At 58.6% G+C, this 13,659-nt stretch carries 14 protein-coding genes; 3 read left to right on the top strand and 11 right to left on the bottom strand.

Annotated features, from left to right (window positions below):
- Positions 1-17: 17 nt before the first annotated feature.
- From AWB68_RS49070 to AWB68_RS38195, 3 genes are all read right to left on the bottom strand, one after another.
- Positions 18-398 carry a hypothetical protein gene (locus AWB68_RS49070; protein ID WP_200828909.1) on the bottom strand — a complete coding sequence of 127 codons (381 nt, stop codon included), beginning with the start codon at positions 396-398 and terminating at the stop codon, positions 18-20.
- An 838-nt stretch (positions 399-1,236) separates the two neighbouring features.
- A complete protein-coding gene (locus AWB68_RS38200; RefSeq protein ID WP_087649398.1) occupies positions 1,237-1,995 on the bottom strand; it encodes a molybdate ABC transporter substrate-binding protein in 759 nt (252 codons plus the stop codon).
- A gap of 65 nt (positions 1,996-2,060) precedes the next feature.
- Positions 2,061-2,660: a cupin domain-containing protein gene (locus tag AWB68_RS38195; protein ID WP_200828908.1), complete on the bottom strand. Its 600-nt coding sequence runs from the start codon at positions 2,658-2,660 to the stop codon at positions 2,061-2,063.
- A gap of 793 nt (positions 2,661-3,453) precedes the next feature.
- On the opposite strand from AWB68_RS38195, the gene AWB68_RS38190 reads away from it, so the two are divergent.
- A complete protein-coding gene (locus AWB68_RS38190; RefSeq protein ID WP_268810971.1) occupies positions 3,454-3,849 on the top strand; it encodes a lipocalin-like domain-containing protein in 396 nt (131 codons plus the stop codon).
- Between the two features lie 195 nt (positions 3,850-4,044).
- On the opposite strand, the gene AWB68_RS51695 is transcribed toward AWB68_RS38190, so the two are convergent.
- The 6 genes from AWB68_RS51695 to AWB68_RS38170 form a co-directional block, all read right to left on the bottom strand.
- Positions 4,045-4,506: a TauD/TfdA dioxygenase family protein gene (locus AWB68_RS51695; RefSeq protein ID WP_087649396.1), complete on the bottom strand. Its 462-nt coding sequence runs from the start codon at positions 4,504-4,506 to the stop codon at positions 4,045-4,047.
- A gap of 93 nt (positions 4,507-4,599) precedes the next feature.
- Positions 4,600-5,730 (bottom strand): polyamine ABC transporter substrate-binding protein, encoded by a 1,131-nt coding sequence (locus AWB68_RS38180; protein WP_087649395.1) that lies wholly within the window; start codon positions 5,728-5,730, stop codon positions 4,600-4,602.
- Positions 5,731-5,872: 142 nt separating this feature from the next.
- Positions 5,873-5,995, bottom strand: coding sequence for a hypothetical protein (locus tag AWB68_RS50955; protein ID WP_268810970.1), 123 nt, complete (start codon positions 5,993-5,995; stop codon positions 5,873-5,875).
- A 12-nt stretch (positions 5,996-6,007) separates the two neighbouring features.
- Positions 6,008-6,160: a hypothetical protein gene (locus AWB68_RS48520; protein ID WP_160110142.1), complete on the bottom strand. Its 153-nt coding sequence runs from the start codon at positions 6,158-6,160 to the stop codon at positions 6,008-6,010.
- A gap of 1,505 nt (positions 6,161-7,665) precedes the next feature.
- The gene (locus AWB68_RS38175) at positions 7,666-8,922 is read right to left on the bottom strand and encodes a putative Na+/H+ antiporter (RefSeq protein ID WP_087649394.1); all 1,257 of its coding nucleotides are present in this window, start codon (positions 8,920-8,922) and stop codon (positions 7,666-7,668) included.
- 150 nt (positions 8,923-9,072) lie between these two features.
- Positions 9,073-10,404, bottom strand: coding sequence for a chloride channel protein (locus tag AWB68_RS38170; protein WP_087649393.1), 1,332 nt, complete (start codon positions 10,402-10,404; stop codon positions 9,073-9,075).
- Positions 10,405-10,743: 339 nt separating this feature from the next.
- On the opposite strand from AWB68_RS38170, the gene AWB68_RS47390 reads away from it, so the two are divergent.
- Complete coding sequence (locus tag AWB68_RS47390; RefSeq protein WP_510183579.1) at positions 10,744-11,250, top strand: DUF2254 family protein; 507 nt, start codon at positions 10,744-10,746, stop codon at positions 11,248-11,250.
- Between the two features lie 57 nt (positions 11,251-11,307).
- A complete protein-coding gene (locus tag AWB68_RS47385) occupies positions 11,308-11,751 on the top strand; it encodes a DUF2254 family protein (protein ID WP_125483180.1) in 444 nt (147 codons plus the stop codon).
- A gap of 52 nt (positions 11,752-11,803) precedes the next feature.
- On the opposite strand, the gene AWB68_RS38160 is transcribed toward AWB68_RS47385, so the two are convergent.
- Together AWB68_RS38160 and AWB68_RS38155 are read right to left on the bottom strand one after the other, a co-directional pair.
- Positions 11,804-12,481 carry a DUF4396 domain-containing protein gene (locus AWB68_RS38160; RefSeq protein ID WP_235028733.1) on the bottom strand — a complete coding sequence of 226 codons (678 nt, stop codon included), beginning with the start codon at positions 12,479-12,481 and terminating at the stop codon, positions 11,804-11,806.
- A 730-nt stretch (positions 12,482-13,211) separates the two neighbouring features.
- On the bottom strand, positions 13,212-13,659 hold a 448-nt coding region (locus AWB68_RS38155; RefSeq protein ID WP_235028732.1), incomplete at its 5' end, for a hypothetical protein.

Genomic DNA, 13,659 nt, shown 5'->3' with positions numbered 1-13,659 from the left:
AAAAACTGGGCTTTATGTCACCCCATGAAGCCCGTCACGCAGCCACCATGAAAGAGGCCGCCTGAGTTGCAAACCCGTGTCCAGACAATCCGAGCCGGTACAGCCGAGGCGCCGGCGAACACGCGCAATACCACGTCGTGAGGCGGCACCGACCATTCATTTTGCGGCCTGCCCGTCTTGCGCTCCGCTTCCTTGGCAGCCTCCCAGGCGTCGAGCGCTTCGATCAGGAAGTCCACCACGCCTGAACTGTAGGCGCCGGCGGAAATCGCACCCGCTAGCACGATGCCGATCTCGAAGGTGCCTTCGGCGGGCGGATTTTCTTTCTTGACGTAGGGACAGATTGTCGCCGCTAAGGTGCCGGATGCATCTGACTCACTCCGGCTGCGATCGTCGGGCATAAGCTTCTCCTCGCCTGAATGAACGTACGTTCGTTGAACGATCGAAAGATACGGGATGCGAACCGGTTCGATACTGGGAGAACGGTCGCTGCCCGGGTCGCGCATCGACGCCGATGCTTAAATCTAGTCTAGCGAGCTGAACTTGCAAGTCGGCGCGCAAGTCGATATCGGCCAACTTATCGCATCCAATGATCAAGCTGCCAAAACTTGTCTTGTCCGCGCTCGCCGTGGTTTGGCGCGTGTCGCAACGACGCCGTGCTTAGCCGTTACGGCAGCCTGCCGGCTGTTCCCGCACTGGTTTGGCCGCTTGCCGACGGTGGCCGCGTCGGGCATGTCGATGGGAGCTTCCTGCAACAGCGAACTAACACTCCGGACCGCCAGCCGACCTTCGACATGGCGCTTCGTCGACGGCGATTTTCAAGGTTCAACGGCCGTCTCTCTCCCGTATCGCCAGACAGATCGTAGGCCTTTGCTGACGATCGGGCACCGCTTTTCGTGAGCCGGCTGAACGTTCCTTTCCAGTCGTTCGAAGCTTCGCGACCACGAATGTCGGCTTCACTGTCAGCGGATGCAAACTCTCGACCCACTGCCATCGTTCGATACTGCGCAGCCTGGACGACCGGTCCCAAAATATACCGGCCGTTCGCGCAGCCGCGCCGGGAGACGTGTGCTCGGCCAGTGAGGCTCTTTGCTCGTCCGTGTTACGTCGGGCTCGGACTCAGGAAGCCAACACCCTGGCCCTTCGCAAGCAGCAGGATGGTGTCCCAAAACTCCCTCCCCTCTCATTTCAACAAGCTCGATCGAACCTCGGTCGCAGTGTTATTAATGGTCCGTTAATTTACCGAGCACCGTTTGCGGCGAAAGTCTCCTTTGCCTGTGGTGACACAAGGAACTTGATGAATCCTTCGGCTGTATCGCGTTGTGAGGTGTTCGCCATGAGCACGGCGGTATATGTGAGAGTGCTCTGGAGATCGCCCGGAAGCGGGCCAAGGAGCTTTATGCCAGCGGTCGTCGCGATGAGAGGTATTGTGCCCGCAACCATATCGTTGCCGTTGCCCTTCAACACAGGTTCAAAAATCCCGTTGGGCGTCGTGCGTACGATCTTCGGCTTGAGCGTTTCCGCAATTCCCAGCCGCTCAAGGGCGCTTGCAAAGGCCTGTCCTGACTTTACGCTGTTAAAGACAAGGAGGTCCGCACCGAGCAAAGTGTTCTTGAGTTTCTCAACTGTTGAAATGTCGTACGCCGGACTGCCCTTGCGGTTACCGAGGCCGACGCCAACGTGAGCGATTATCGGTCTGTCCCCGGCACTCACCGAGCCCGATTTCGTGAGGTCCTCGGCAAAATCCGGCTGAACGATAACAACGTCGGCCGCTTCGCCGTCTTCAATCCTTTTCTTTACAACTGGCGATGGGTCGAACACCAGGCTGACCTGGTCATGGGTCTGCTGGCGATAAAGATCGACGACTTTGGTCAACGCAGGCTCGAGGGGGCTATCGCTCATGACCTTAATGCCAGCTGCTTGAGCTATCACTGCGAGCACGGACAATGAGCCGGCCAGGACGGTGCACACACTGATGCGCTTAAATGTTGCGTTCATGGATTCTACCCACCGGTGACTGACGCCCGGCGTTGGCTGTTGTGCGTTGACCAGGACGCCGCTGCTTAAGGGAAATTTGCGGGAGATGAAAACGGTTTGGTGGCGTCGAGCATAAACATTACCAAGGCGTGCAGATCCGTCGAGCCACTGGCCGACACTTGCATCGGGACACCAGCGCCGCGGCCCGGTTGGGCCTCGCCAGCCTTGACGACCATCAACCCATGCGGGGTACGAACGCTTTGCGCTCCGGTCAGCACGAAGCAGGTCTCCGCGCCCGGATGAGTATGAACAGGAGTCGTGCTGCCGGGAGTACCGCTAGCCGCATTGATCCTGAGGAGATACTGCGGTGCAATAAACCGGGGGATGGGACCAACCTCGGCCACTTTTGCGCCGCCTTCTGACGACCCACCCGCCGTGCCGAGCGTGAACAGCCAGACTTTGCCCGCCGATTCGTCGACCAGCGCCCAGGTGCCCGCGGCGGTTTGTGCCCGCCCGTATGTCGTAAAGCTTTCTATGCGCCAGAAAAGTTCTCCAGGTGGCAACTCGGTGACCTTCTTTTCCGCCAGTGCCGTGATGACAAGCGGTGGCTGCGCAAGCGCCGCCGATGGCAGCAAGCATGCTCCCAACGCCACAACCAGGGCGAAACTGATGAGAAATCGTGTCACGAGAACGCCACCGTTCATACACTGACATAAGCCGCACTGGAGCCTCAGCTTGTGGAAGTGAAGCATCCACTCCGTATGCAGGAACACTAGTGCACGAGGTGCAGTTTTGTCAGGCTCGCTTTCCCTCATCGCATGGGCCACTTGACCTGAACGACTACTTCTTTCTTTGTAGACGCCGACGCTCCGTACCGCTACCGTGCACCCAGATGCGCGAGCCGTCGACGTTGGCCGGGTTTTGCGGATATCCACATGACCGCTATCTGCTGCGCGGGCGACATCGGAGAATCGGGCGTGGGTGCCAGCCAACGTCGGCAACTGGCCCGATCACTGCCTCATGCAAAAGGCATCGACTGCTCGATACTTGCACGGCCGCGACCGGCGGCACGCGACCCTTCTGCGGCCTGCACCGCATGACAAGCTGACGTTCCGCAGCAGGGTTGACACATTGTTGTGCGGTGACCCGGGGATGCCTTCGATAGCCAGATCGACTGACGCCTTGGGCCGCGCGTATCGATTCTGGCCCACAGTGGTAAGCTTAGTTTGTATTTACGTAAGCTTCTTGTGAGTCGAGACGTCAATCGACTGGACTGAACTGCACACGCTCGGCATATGCAGTCCTCGACAACTGCACCCGCTCTGAAGTTCGTCGGAGCGCCGGATGCGCTCATTCATGCAAGGGCGTTCCATGTACAAAAGAATAGGCGTGGTTTCGTTCATACTGGTCATGCTGTGCCTGTCCACGCTTGCCCGGGCCGATGCAAATCCGTTGCTCGGGCATGGCGACTGAAGTCGTTTGTGTGCGAAGTCGCCGGCACCGGCGAGCGATACAATCAGCTCGGCGATCATCCCGACGGCTATCGCACCTACGCGTGATGGCCGAATGCTCGCGTTGTTTGTGTCTGGCGATCAGCCACGACCGCGCAATGAGCCCTCCGACGACGAGCGAATCAGGCTCCATAAATTGATGCTTGCGTACGGCGGAACGTACAGTGTGTCGCCCGGCAGGGTCGTGCATCACATCGACATCGAATGGGACGGCAGGCGCGTCGGAATCGACCAGGTGCGGTTTTACACCATCGATGGCGACACGCTTTCGATCAAGACCGAACCGAACAAGAGTCCCGTGGACGGGCGCGAGGGCGTTGGTATCTTGACGTTCGTGAGGGTGAAAGGCTCGCGGCCGCAATGAGGCCATTGAAAGCGGCTTGTCCAAGGCGATCAGTGCAAGCTCTTTCCCCTACGTATCGGTGGACGCGGGCCGGATGAATCTGCCTCGTGGCCGATCACTGCCTCATGCAAAGGGCATCGAGAGCAGCACGGGATCAAGCCGAAAGACCTCACGGCATTTACTGATCTGGATTCGTGGCGACACCCCTGATCTACCTCAGGCGTTCGCCCTCACGTTATGGTCCCGTATGGCCGTTGGTGGCTTTGCGCGCGCCGGCGAAGGGGCGAAGGGCGGCTCAGCCTTGGAAGCCGACGTTGTCGCGGAGTTGGGTCGAAGGGCCGAAGTGGGTTGCGTGCTGGCGGTGGCGGCCGTGCGACTTTCGGGCAGATAGTTCATCAGATGATGAGCCTCCGGCATGAAGTCCTGGCCGTACCGGATGTCCTCGAAGTTGAAGAAATCCGAGAAATGGGTCGTGAACGTCGAGTTGACGAACAACACCTTTTCGCCCGTCTCGGGATGGGTGAGCACAACCGGGTGCTCAGCGACGGGGTTCTTCGCGGCCATCGCGTGACGTGCTTCGATCGGCATCTGGGCGCCAAACGTGTGCTCGGAACTGTGCTTGGCGTACAGGCCTTCGATCCGTTGTTTGATCGTGTCGGGCAGATTTTCGTAGGCCATCCGCTACTGCATGCCGATTCACGCTCGGCGGATGGGGCTATGTGTCGCATTATGAAAATCTCGATAACAGCCGTTCTGAGCCAATAACGGGAGTCAACGCCCCGATTTAAATTCCGTCCAGAGTCGTGTCTGCAAACGCTGGATCTCCGGCGGCAGCGGCTTCAGCAGGAACAGCGTATCGATCACGGCCTGCGGCGGGTAGACCGCAGGATCGTCCGCCACGTCCTTGTCGACGTACTTCTTCGCCTCGGCATTCGCGCTCGGGTAGTACACCGCATTCGTGATCGCGGCGTGGACCTGCGGCGTCTCGATGTAATTGATCCATTCGAGCGCGGCTTCCTTGTTCTTCGCGTCCTTCGGAATCGCCATCACGTCGAACCAGACCGGCGCGCCGCCCTTCGGAATGTAGTACTCGATCTTGAACGGCTTCTTCGCATCGACCGCGCGATGCTTCGCGATCACGACGTCGCCCGACCAGCCGTAGGCAAAGCATACGTCGCCGCCGACCAGGTCGTTGATATAGCCCGACGAGTTGAACTGCGTGATGTACGGGCGGATCTTCTTCAACATCGCGAGCGCGGCGCGATAGTCGGCCGGGTTCGTGCTCATCGGATCCTTGCCGATGTAATGGAGGGCGGCGGCGAACATCTGGTCCGGTGCGTCGAGCACCGAGACGCCGCATGCCTTCAGCTTCGAAATGTTCTCGGGCTTGAAGAGGATGTCCCAGTCGTCGAGCGCGGTGTCCTTGCCGAGGATCTGCTGCGCCTTTGTCACGTTGTAGCCTAGACCGGTCGTGCCATAAGCCCAGGGCACCGTGTACTTGTTGCCCGGATCGGCGCCGGCGACGAGCCCCATCAGCTTGGGATCGAGATATTTCAGGTTCGGCAGCTTCGACTTGTCGAGCGGCGCGAAGATACCCGCGGCGATCTGCTTGCCCGCGTAGTTGCTGGTCGGCACGACGATGTCGTAGCCCGAGTTGCCGGTGAGGAGCTTCGCTTGCAGCGTATCGTCGCTGTCGTAGTTGTCGTACTTGACCTTGACGCCGGTCTCTTTGGTGAAGTTCGGGATCGTGTCCTTGGCGATGTAATCCGACCAGTTGTAGACGTTGAGCTGGGTATCCTTCGCCGATGCCGCCAGTGGCAAGAGCGCTACGCTGTAGTAAGCGGCGCTGCATACGACCAGACTTGCCAAAACCGGTAGACGCCGTGCGACATTTTCTCTCATCTTCGTTCTCCCAGAATCAATCGTCTGTGGCGATAACACTCAATCGAGGAATGTTTGTCAGCATTCGCACACAACTTGTGATGCCCGATGTAGCGCGATCGAGCGGTTGAAAGCCGCGAGCATAGCGCTCGCCATCCGCTTATCAGGGTAAGCCGTTGCGCACGAGTTCTTTTTGTTGCAGCGCGCGCCACTGAGCGTCACCGTCGGTGGAATGGAGCGGGGCCGTCGCAAATTTCACAATCTTCAGTGCGTTGTAGGTCGCCATATGCTCATATGCTCAGTTGATCATGACCTTGGCGCCCCTGTCTTCGACAAGACGTCGCAGTTCTTCCATTACGCTGATTGGTTTCACCGGCACCACGACCGCATCGGCGCGCAAGATCGCATTGAAGTTGATGATGAATTGGACTCTTCTGCATATAGCTTCCACGAACTTGCTGCTCTGCTTGTCAGCGTAGACGTAGTAACCGTTTAAGCTCCCGAGGCCATAGCCAACTTGTACGAAAGTACCGACACGATTCTGGGAAGCCCGGGTTCGCGGGGAGTATCGGGTATAAGTAAGGGAGTCTTCTACGATTCCTTCGTGTCACCTCTCTGAAAGCAGAATTCCCTTGTGCGTGCACATCGTAGATTTGCTCGGCGCCTCGATACCTACGACCGACTCCGCTTCAAGCAATGGCATCGGCTGATCGTTAATCCGAATATGTTACGAATAGTCGCGACTGCAGCGTTCCCAAACCGTTTGTTGGAAGCGTGTCGGCCAGTTAAAGATCGAACGTTCATCGTGTTATTTCCCATGACGTCGTCGACGAGGCGGTGCGTGTCCGCCAGCTGGCGAAGGCGTCTCCGAATACCTAACAATATATTCGACATATACGATCGTTGCGATGGCTTTTGGCAAACGAGTTGCAAGAAGGACGGTCTCGTTACCATAGGTTGACGATAGCTTTCCGGATTATTTGGTGTTGTTGCCGCACGGATACGTCGAACACATGGCAGACGTCGAACTCGAAAATCTGACTGTGCGTTATCGAGGCGAAGGATCCGGCCTGTGTAGCCATTGCTGGATTCGGGGCGGACCACGTCGCCGCCCTGCAGCACGCTGCACTTGGGTGCGGCTGAGCCGTCAGACGACGTCCCGCATGGCGCGCGCCCGTTCTCGTCGAGTTTGGGCGTGACCCGTCCATCAGATTCCAGCAGTTCACACGCCAGCGCGATCAACTGCAGTCGTGCTTCGCGGGCAATCCGCGGCGGAGGACCCCTGCGCTCGCTGGGCAATGCGCTTGCGCATACGCGCACCGGTTGCACCGAAATACCCAGTTCCCGCCCAATGACGTATTGGAGCGGCCTTGGTTGGCTCACAAGGCGATTCGCGCATCACATCTTGCTGCGTCGCGGTCTTCCGCTCGATCAGCGATAGCAGTTCCTTCAGCTTGGCTGCCGCAAGGGTTGCACCGAACGCATCGACCGGGGAATGAAACGCGTGCGTGGCACAGCCGGTGATTCAGGCTTTCTGCACTGGCGCCGTGCTCGCCCTGGCTCCATGCCAAGAGGTCAGTGCCTTTTTGCGCACGTACCGCCGCGGCAATCGTTGATATTTTTCCCGCAGAATGGCACGGACCGGACTATCCCTGAACCGCGTGGAACCGTCGTGGAACCGTCGTGGAACCGGTGAGCGTTTCTCCGTGCGATGGTAAATGACGAAGCTATGGCGAAGGAAATCGCATCGACAGTGTTTGCTCGCGCTGCGTTTGCCTGTGGATCAGCCTTTGATACTAAAGTCTCGAATGCGAACTCTAAGCTCAGCGTGCGCCTCGTAAGAAAAAGTTGGCGGGCGACCGAGACCGCGTCGTATGGCTCGTTCGGCTGGAACAACCAAATCGACAGGCCGCTGGGCGAGTATTCTAAATGCGACGATGCGCCTACCCGCTCGAGTCAAAGAAATAGAAATGCCAAGGACGCCGTACACGTGGGCGGGATCGCCGCGATGAGCAGCCACAGAGGGCTCACCGCCTCATCGGAAAAGCCTTTGCGAACAATCGCGAGGCCCGCAGGGTTGGGCGCATTAGCGATAACGGTAAGCCCGCCCCCGGTAACCGCACCCGCAACAAGAAGATACTTTGCTTCTGGCGTGAGTCCTTCGATGAGTGAGCCGAGGTAGGTAATTGCCGCATTGTCCATGATCGCAGTCAGTCCCGTTGCGCCGACGTATAGCGTATGTGCGTCCATCGCCCGAACGAGTGGCTGGAGCCACCATTGTTGAAGGCCGCCCAATACGACCAAGCCACCCAGAAAAAAAGCGACAAGCAAGCTTTCGCGAAGCAGCAGCGGTGATTGGTAGCGTTCGTAAGCTTGAGTGAATCCCAAAAAGAATAGAAAGGCGCCGATAAAGACGACTGCGTGGTGTGCATTTAGCACAATCGCGATCAAGAAACCGATATGCACAAGCGTCACACCGAAAGGGACATTACGCGGTGGTGCGCCATCTCCATCCCTACTCGATGCTTGAATCTGCCGCGCGACCAGCGCTACGATAACAGTGGCATTCAAGAGCACAGCGAGCGCGGCCTTCCACCCAAACGTGCTGGCCATAAACACCGTATCCCAGCCCCAGGCCGACGTTACCATCAATACCGGTGGAGCGGCATACGCGGTCAAGGTGCCACCGATGGATACGTTCACGAACAGAACCGCGAGCGCACCATATTTCCACTTTTCCTCGACGAGTGTTGTGAACAAGCGATCACGCAGTAGCAGCGCCGCCAAAGTCATCGCCGCGGGCTCGGTTATTAGTGAGCCGAGAAGTGGGACTGCACTTAGAGAAAGCCAGATAGATGCCACTTCGCCTCGAACTGGCAAAAGGACCGAGACTCGCAGGACGATCTGCGTCACGAGTTCGAGAATCGGGCGACTGGCGGCGACGACCATGATCACGAAGACGAACAGTGGCTCAGTGAATTCCCGCGTCTCAAGGTACGAAACGGCCGCGTTGCTACCGGAGACGGCCCATATGATAAAGCATAGTATTAATGCCCAGAGCCCGAAAACCACCTCGACTTCGCCGAGGAAATGAAACAGCCCGGCGTGGCGAGGGTGGCGAACAGCTAACGACTCAATGCGTTTGCCCGCAAACGTGTGCGCGAGCGCGAGGCAGAATATGATAAGCGCTGATACTTCAACGAAGTGGGGCATCCTGATACTCAAATATGAGAAGTGAGATGGCAGGGACGACGTTGTATCTGCTCGGCCATTGCCGACGTTCGTCGTGCGACGTAGCCAGCACGACACTGCCGAAGTCGGCAGCAGTTGAGCACGCTGGTCTCTGGCGACGCCCTGACATGCCTAAGATGCAGGCTTTGGGGCGGGGAGGTGGCTATAGCGCTGAGCGAGCGCTTCATAGAGCGGGGGTGCAAAGAGGCGCGATACACGACTGGCAATCAAAGCAGTGGCCATGAGAGAAATGACCAGTGCGTGTCCGTTGATCATCTCCATCACGATGACGAACGCGGTGATGGGACTTTGCGTGACTGCAGCCAGGTAGCCCACCATGCCAAGAGCAATGAGCATGGGTAACTGCATCTGCGAAAACAGGAGATGAAGCGAGTTGCCAATACCCGCGCCAATGGATAGTGACGGCGCGAATATTCCGCCCGGTACCCCTGGCAGGTATGACCCGATCATGGATGCCAACTTCAGCAGCGGATACAGGGCCGTCAGATGCACGTGACCTTCGAGCATCCCGCGCGCTTCTGCATATCCGCTGCCGAACGTGTGACCACCCGAAACGAAGCCGATCAATCCGACGGCCAGGCCGCATAGCGCTCCAAACGCGATCGGCCACCGCGCGCGCAATCGAACGATCATTGCTGGCATCCAGCGCTTCGTATTGAGCAATAGCCAGCAAAACACGCCTCCTGCAACCCCTGCGATCAATCCGGTCAGCACGACGGCGAGAGCGAGGTCGTCAGGAAAGCGCGTACCGATGTCGATGGTGCCGAAATACGTGTAGTTGCCACTGATGCCGAGCGCGACGATACCGGCAAAAATGATTGCCGTGATGAGTACGCCGCTCGCGCGCTGTTCAAAGCTTCGCGTCAACTCTTCGATCGCGAACACCACACCGGCCAGCGGCGCATTGAACGCAGCGGAGAGGCCCGCCGCCGCACCCGCGAGCGCGAGCCGTCGCTCCAGTGTGGCACCGGCGATCGACCGGAACCGCCGTGGATAGAAAACGCGCAAGTTGAACATCAGCGCGGCACCCACCTGAATCGTGGGGCCCTCTCGACCGATCGTAAAGCCACCGAGGATCGCGAGAAAGGAGACGGCGATCTTGCCGACCAGAATTCGCAGGGTCAGCAAGCGTTCACCAAGCTGAGTCGTTGACCCATGCAGTGTCGCGATGACCTGCGGTATGCCGCTGCCCTCGGCGCCCGGGAAAAGCCGCATCGTGATCCACACACAGGCCGCGCTGACCGCTGGCGTGATTAACAAGGGTAGCCACGGGAACTGATTGACGTAACGAAGGAAGAGGCTATATCCGAAATCGATCAACTGCGCGTACAGGACTGCGATCAGGCCGACCGCGATAGCGCCCAGCCAAAAAACTCCGTAGTGAAGCCATAACCGATGCCCGCGCCGTAACGCGCGCTTATCGATGAAGGAAAGCAGCCGCATTGAGCATCCCCGACCAGAAGCCAGCAGAAAAGGCAGCAGTATACGCGTCGTCGGTGTCAGTTGACGGCACGATGTAACGTGGAACGGAACTTGCGCCGACGACTGGGCGAACGCGAGAACGCCGTGAGCTTTGATACGAGGTCTTGATGATCGCACGATGGCAGTGGGTTCTGAAAAGAATCAGCAAGCGTCTCTGGTTTCGCGCGGGACTTTTTTCGCTGTTGGGAGTGGCCACAGCGCTGCTCGCCCCTGGCATTCAAGCAATATATCCCGGAGGATCTGTCCGCTCGTGTCGGCGCCGACGCAGTTGACAATATTCTCGGCATCATTGCCTCGAGCATGCTGGCCGCAACGACCTTCTCGCTGAACATCATGGTGACAGCTTACGGGTCGGCGACGAGCGACGTCACGCCACGCGCTACTCCGCATCTGGTCGAGGACACGACGACTCAGAACGTCCTTGCGACATTTATCGGCTCATTCCTCTTCAGTCTGGTTGGCATCATCGCCCTCAGTACGGGCCTGTATGGCAAAAGCGGACGGGTAGTGATGTTCGCCGTGACGATCGGCGTGGTCGTGCTGATTGTCTATACGCTGTTGCGGTGGATTGACCACTTGGCGCGCCTTGGCCGGCTCAGCGAAACCACCGATCGTGTCGAAGTGGCTGCCATCGAGGCGCTCACAGAGCGCTTCAGGCGCCCGTATCTTGGCGGCAGCCCACTACGGAGCCGATATGCCCGCGCTCGGCAAACCCACCACCGAGTCGACAAGTGCGATCTACCTGCAGGCATTGCCCGGCAGCTTCGTATATCCCAATACCATGCTGGTGCGCGTCGAAGGAATTGACGATGCGGCGGATGAAGCGATTCGGGCGGCGTTCTCGATTGGTGTGCGGCGCCCCCTTTGCAGGATCCGCGCTTCGGCCTATCGGTACTGACCGAAATCGCCTCGCGCGCTTTGTCGCCAGCTGTGAATGATCCGGGCACGGCTATCGATGTCATCGGCCGAGGCGTGCGGATCCCTTCGCTTTGGGCGACGCCAATGGACGCTGAAGGGGAGACCGAGCTGAATTGCAGAAGAGTCTTCGCCCCAGGTTTGCAAGTGGACGATCTGTTTGATGATTTCTTCGGCCCGATCGCGCGCGATGGTGCTGCGCTGGTCGAGGTGGGAATGCGCCTTCAGAAAGCGCTTGCGTTACTGGGACGCGAGCACGAGCCTGGGTGCACGTCGGCGGCGGTCCGGCATGCCGCGCTCGCGCTCAAGAGGGCAGAGCTTGCATTAACGCTTGAGGAAGACAAAAAGGTCCTACGCCTTTTGGCATCGCGGGTTGGAAAAAGCCCCGACTAGCAAGCGTTGGTCCGGGCGCAAGAAGACTACGTCGACTCCATGGACTGTGGCATCACATCTTCTCCTTAATGCCCTTTCGAATTAGCCACCAGTTGACGGGGTACGTCGTGAAGAACCCAATGACCATCGCGACTTGCATCATTAGCCAGTATGACCAATCAGTTGGCTTGAGCTCGGGGTAGATCGAAGCTCGAAGCGCCATCCATGCGAACATGCCGATCTCGTAAGCGACCAGGGACAGCGTATCAACCTTGACGGCGGTAAGGAGACCGTGGCGCAAGCACAATCCGCGCATCGGGGCGACCGACCAATATTGGAACAGGATGCCGAACGCGTATGCGAGGACGAAACCGAACAGGATCTTGCCCGCCAGATCCGACCCAAACAGCGTGAAGCCCAAAGCGAACGCCACCCAGTCTCCAATGAAATCCCCGAGCGCACAGCCCGCGCCGCAATGCGTTGCCCCGGCGAAGGTCGCCTGCCACATCGGCTTTTTGGGCGGTGGGTCAGGCGGCTCGGCCGATGACGCGGTGCGCCCGAACCACAAATAGAAGATCGCCCCGATCGGTCCCCAGTAGAGCATGGTTAGCGGCCAGACCACCTCCATGATTTTCATCGGCTGCCGTCTGCGCAGCGCGAAGATATCCAGCACTACTGCCGCCGCTGTGGTGAGCGACACCAGGACATACAGATGTGCAAAGCTTTCCAAGCCGGTGCGAGGTATCGTCAACGCCCGCTCTTGGTGTACGCGATGCGCTCGCAATTCTTGTCCCTGCTCTGAAATATTGGGCGCTTCTTCGACACTCGGAGTCGAACGTCGCCGATTTCCTCGGGAACTATCGAGCGGCAATGTGAAGCGGGCCAGGGTGCGGGTAACCGGCCTTAAGTGTCGGTCGCTCTCCAACGATGCCGCAGGGTATGGCGGCATGTCCGTTTTGAGTTTCGTTGGGATCGGATAGAGCGCCGCACACCGAGGACGTCGTCCCGCGTCCGGTTTTACCCCTAGTCCAAACGGTTGATCTGGCTTCTAGATATGTCAATATGTGACATACAATAGAGTGGCGGGTTATCGTGGCTCGGCTGCCCGGCAGATGGGCACTGATTTGCAGGTAAGACGTAATCGATGAATGGACGATTTGGACATCAGTGCGCGAGGAAATGCTTTTTTGGTTCCTCGGCGCAATCTGTGGGTGATTTGATGGGAATTGTGAGAGATTCGTCAAGACCAAAGAACTCGTTTGCATGGTCGTGAGCGCTCGAATGCCGCGCTCACGACCATCGCATAGCGTGGCAAACCGTCGTGGCGTCAAGGGGTCGCTGCGCCGGGCTAAAGCCCGCCCTTGACCCCTCAATTTCGTATGGTGTTACAGACACAGACACAGACACAGACACGGACACGGACACGGACACGGACACGGACACGGACACGGCGTCGCGCTTGCGCGGATTTGCGCCATCGTTCACAAGGGGCAAAGGAATCGATAGAGTTTCTTGCAGGTGGCGTCGAAGGCGCTTTGGGCATCCTCGTCGAGGTGCCGGGAAATCAGTGGGCCACCGTATTCATGGATCTGGTTGAGAACGAGCGTGCGGGCATCCATCGCCGCCGCATCCGGGTCGTCGTGACGGACTTCAATGAGATGACCGCCAAGCATCCAAAGGTGATCGCGGTGGCGAACCAGCGTCTTGCGGGCATATCCCCGTGCAAGCAGGTGTCGCAGGAACGGGGTGAGCACTTCGACGAGTGCCTGCCCGAGCGGAAGATCCTCGTTTTCGAAGCGCCATGATGCGGGCCAGTCCTGCAGGTCGGGCACGTAACGCGCCAGCGCATCCGAATCCGGGGCGACAATATCGGATTTGCCTTTGCCGCTGCTCCTACTGACCATGTTGCTGACCCGCCTGCTCAACGCC

Origin of the sequence: Caballeronia choica, assembly GCF_001544535.1 — a bacterium.
GTDB classification, from domain to species: Bacteria; Pseudomonadota; Gammaproteobacteria; order Burkholderiales; family Burkholderiaceae; genus Caballeronia; species Caballeronia choica.
The sequence above is the reverse complement of the archived record's forward strand: the minus strand, read 5'-3'. Positions and strand labels throughout refer to the sequence as shown.

What these genes read in the sequence shown, in the direction of transcription:
- AWB68_RS49070 (WP_200828909.1), bottom strand. Translation starts at nt 398, where the DNA reads ATGCCCGACGATCGCAGCCGGAGTGAGTCAGATGCATCCGGCACCTTA.
- AWB68_RS38200 (WP_087649398.1), bottom strand. Translation starts at nt 1,995, where the DNA reads ATGAACGCAACATTTAAGCGCATCAGTGTGTGCACCGTCCTGGCCGGC.
- AWB68_RS51695 (WP_087649396.1), bottom strand. Translation starts at nt 4,506, where the DNA reads ATGGCCTACGAAAATCTGCCCGACACGATCAAACAACGGATCGAAGGC.
- AWB68_RS38180 (WP_087649395.1), bottom strand. Translation starts at nt 5,730, where the DNA reads ATGAGAGAAAATGTCGCACGGCGTCTACCGGTTTTGGCAAGTCTGGTC.
- AWB68_RS50955 (WP_268810970.1), bottom strand. Translation starts at nt 5,995, where the DNA reads ATGGCGACCTACAACGCACTGAAGATTGTGAAATTTGCGACGGCCCCG.
- AWB68_RS38175 (WP_087649394.1), bottom strand. Translation starts at nt 8,922, where the DNA reads ATGCCCCACTTCGTTGAAGTATCAGCGCTTATCATATTCTGCCTCGCG.
- AWB68_RS38170 (WP_087649393.1), bottom strand. Translation starts at nt 10,404, where the DNA reads ATGCGGCTGCTTTCCTTCATCGATAAGCGCGCGTTACGGCGCGGGCAT.
- AWB68_RS47390 (WP_510183579.1), top strand. Translation starts at nt 10,744, where the DNA reads ATGCTGGCCGCAACGACCTTCTCGCTGAACATCATGGTGACAGCTTAC.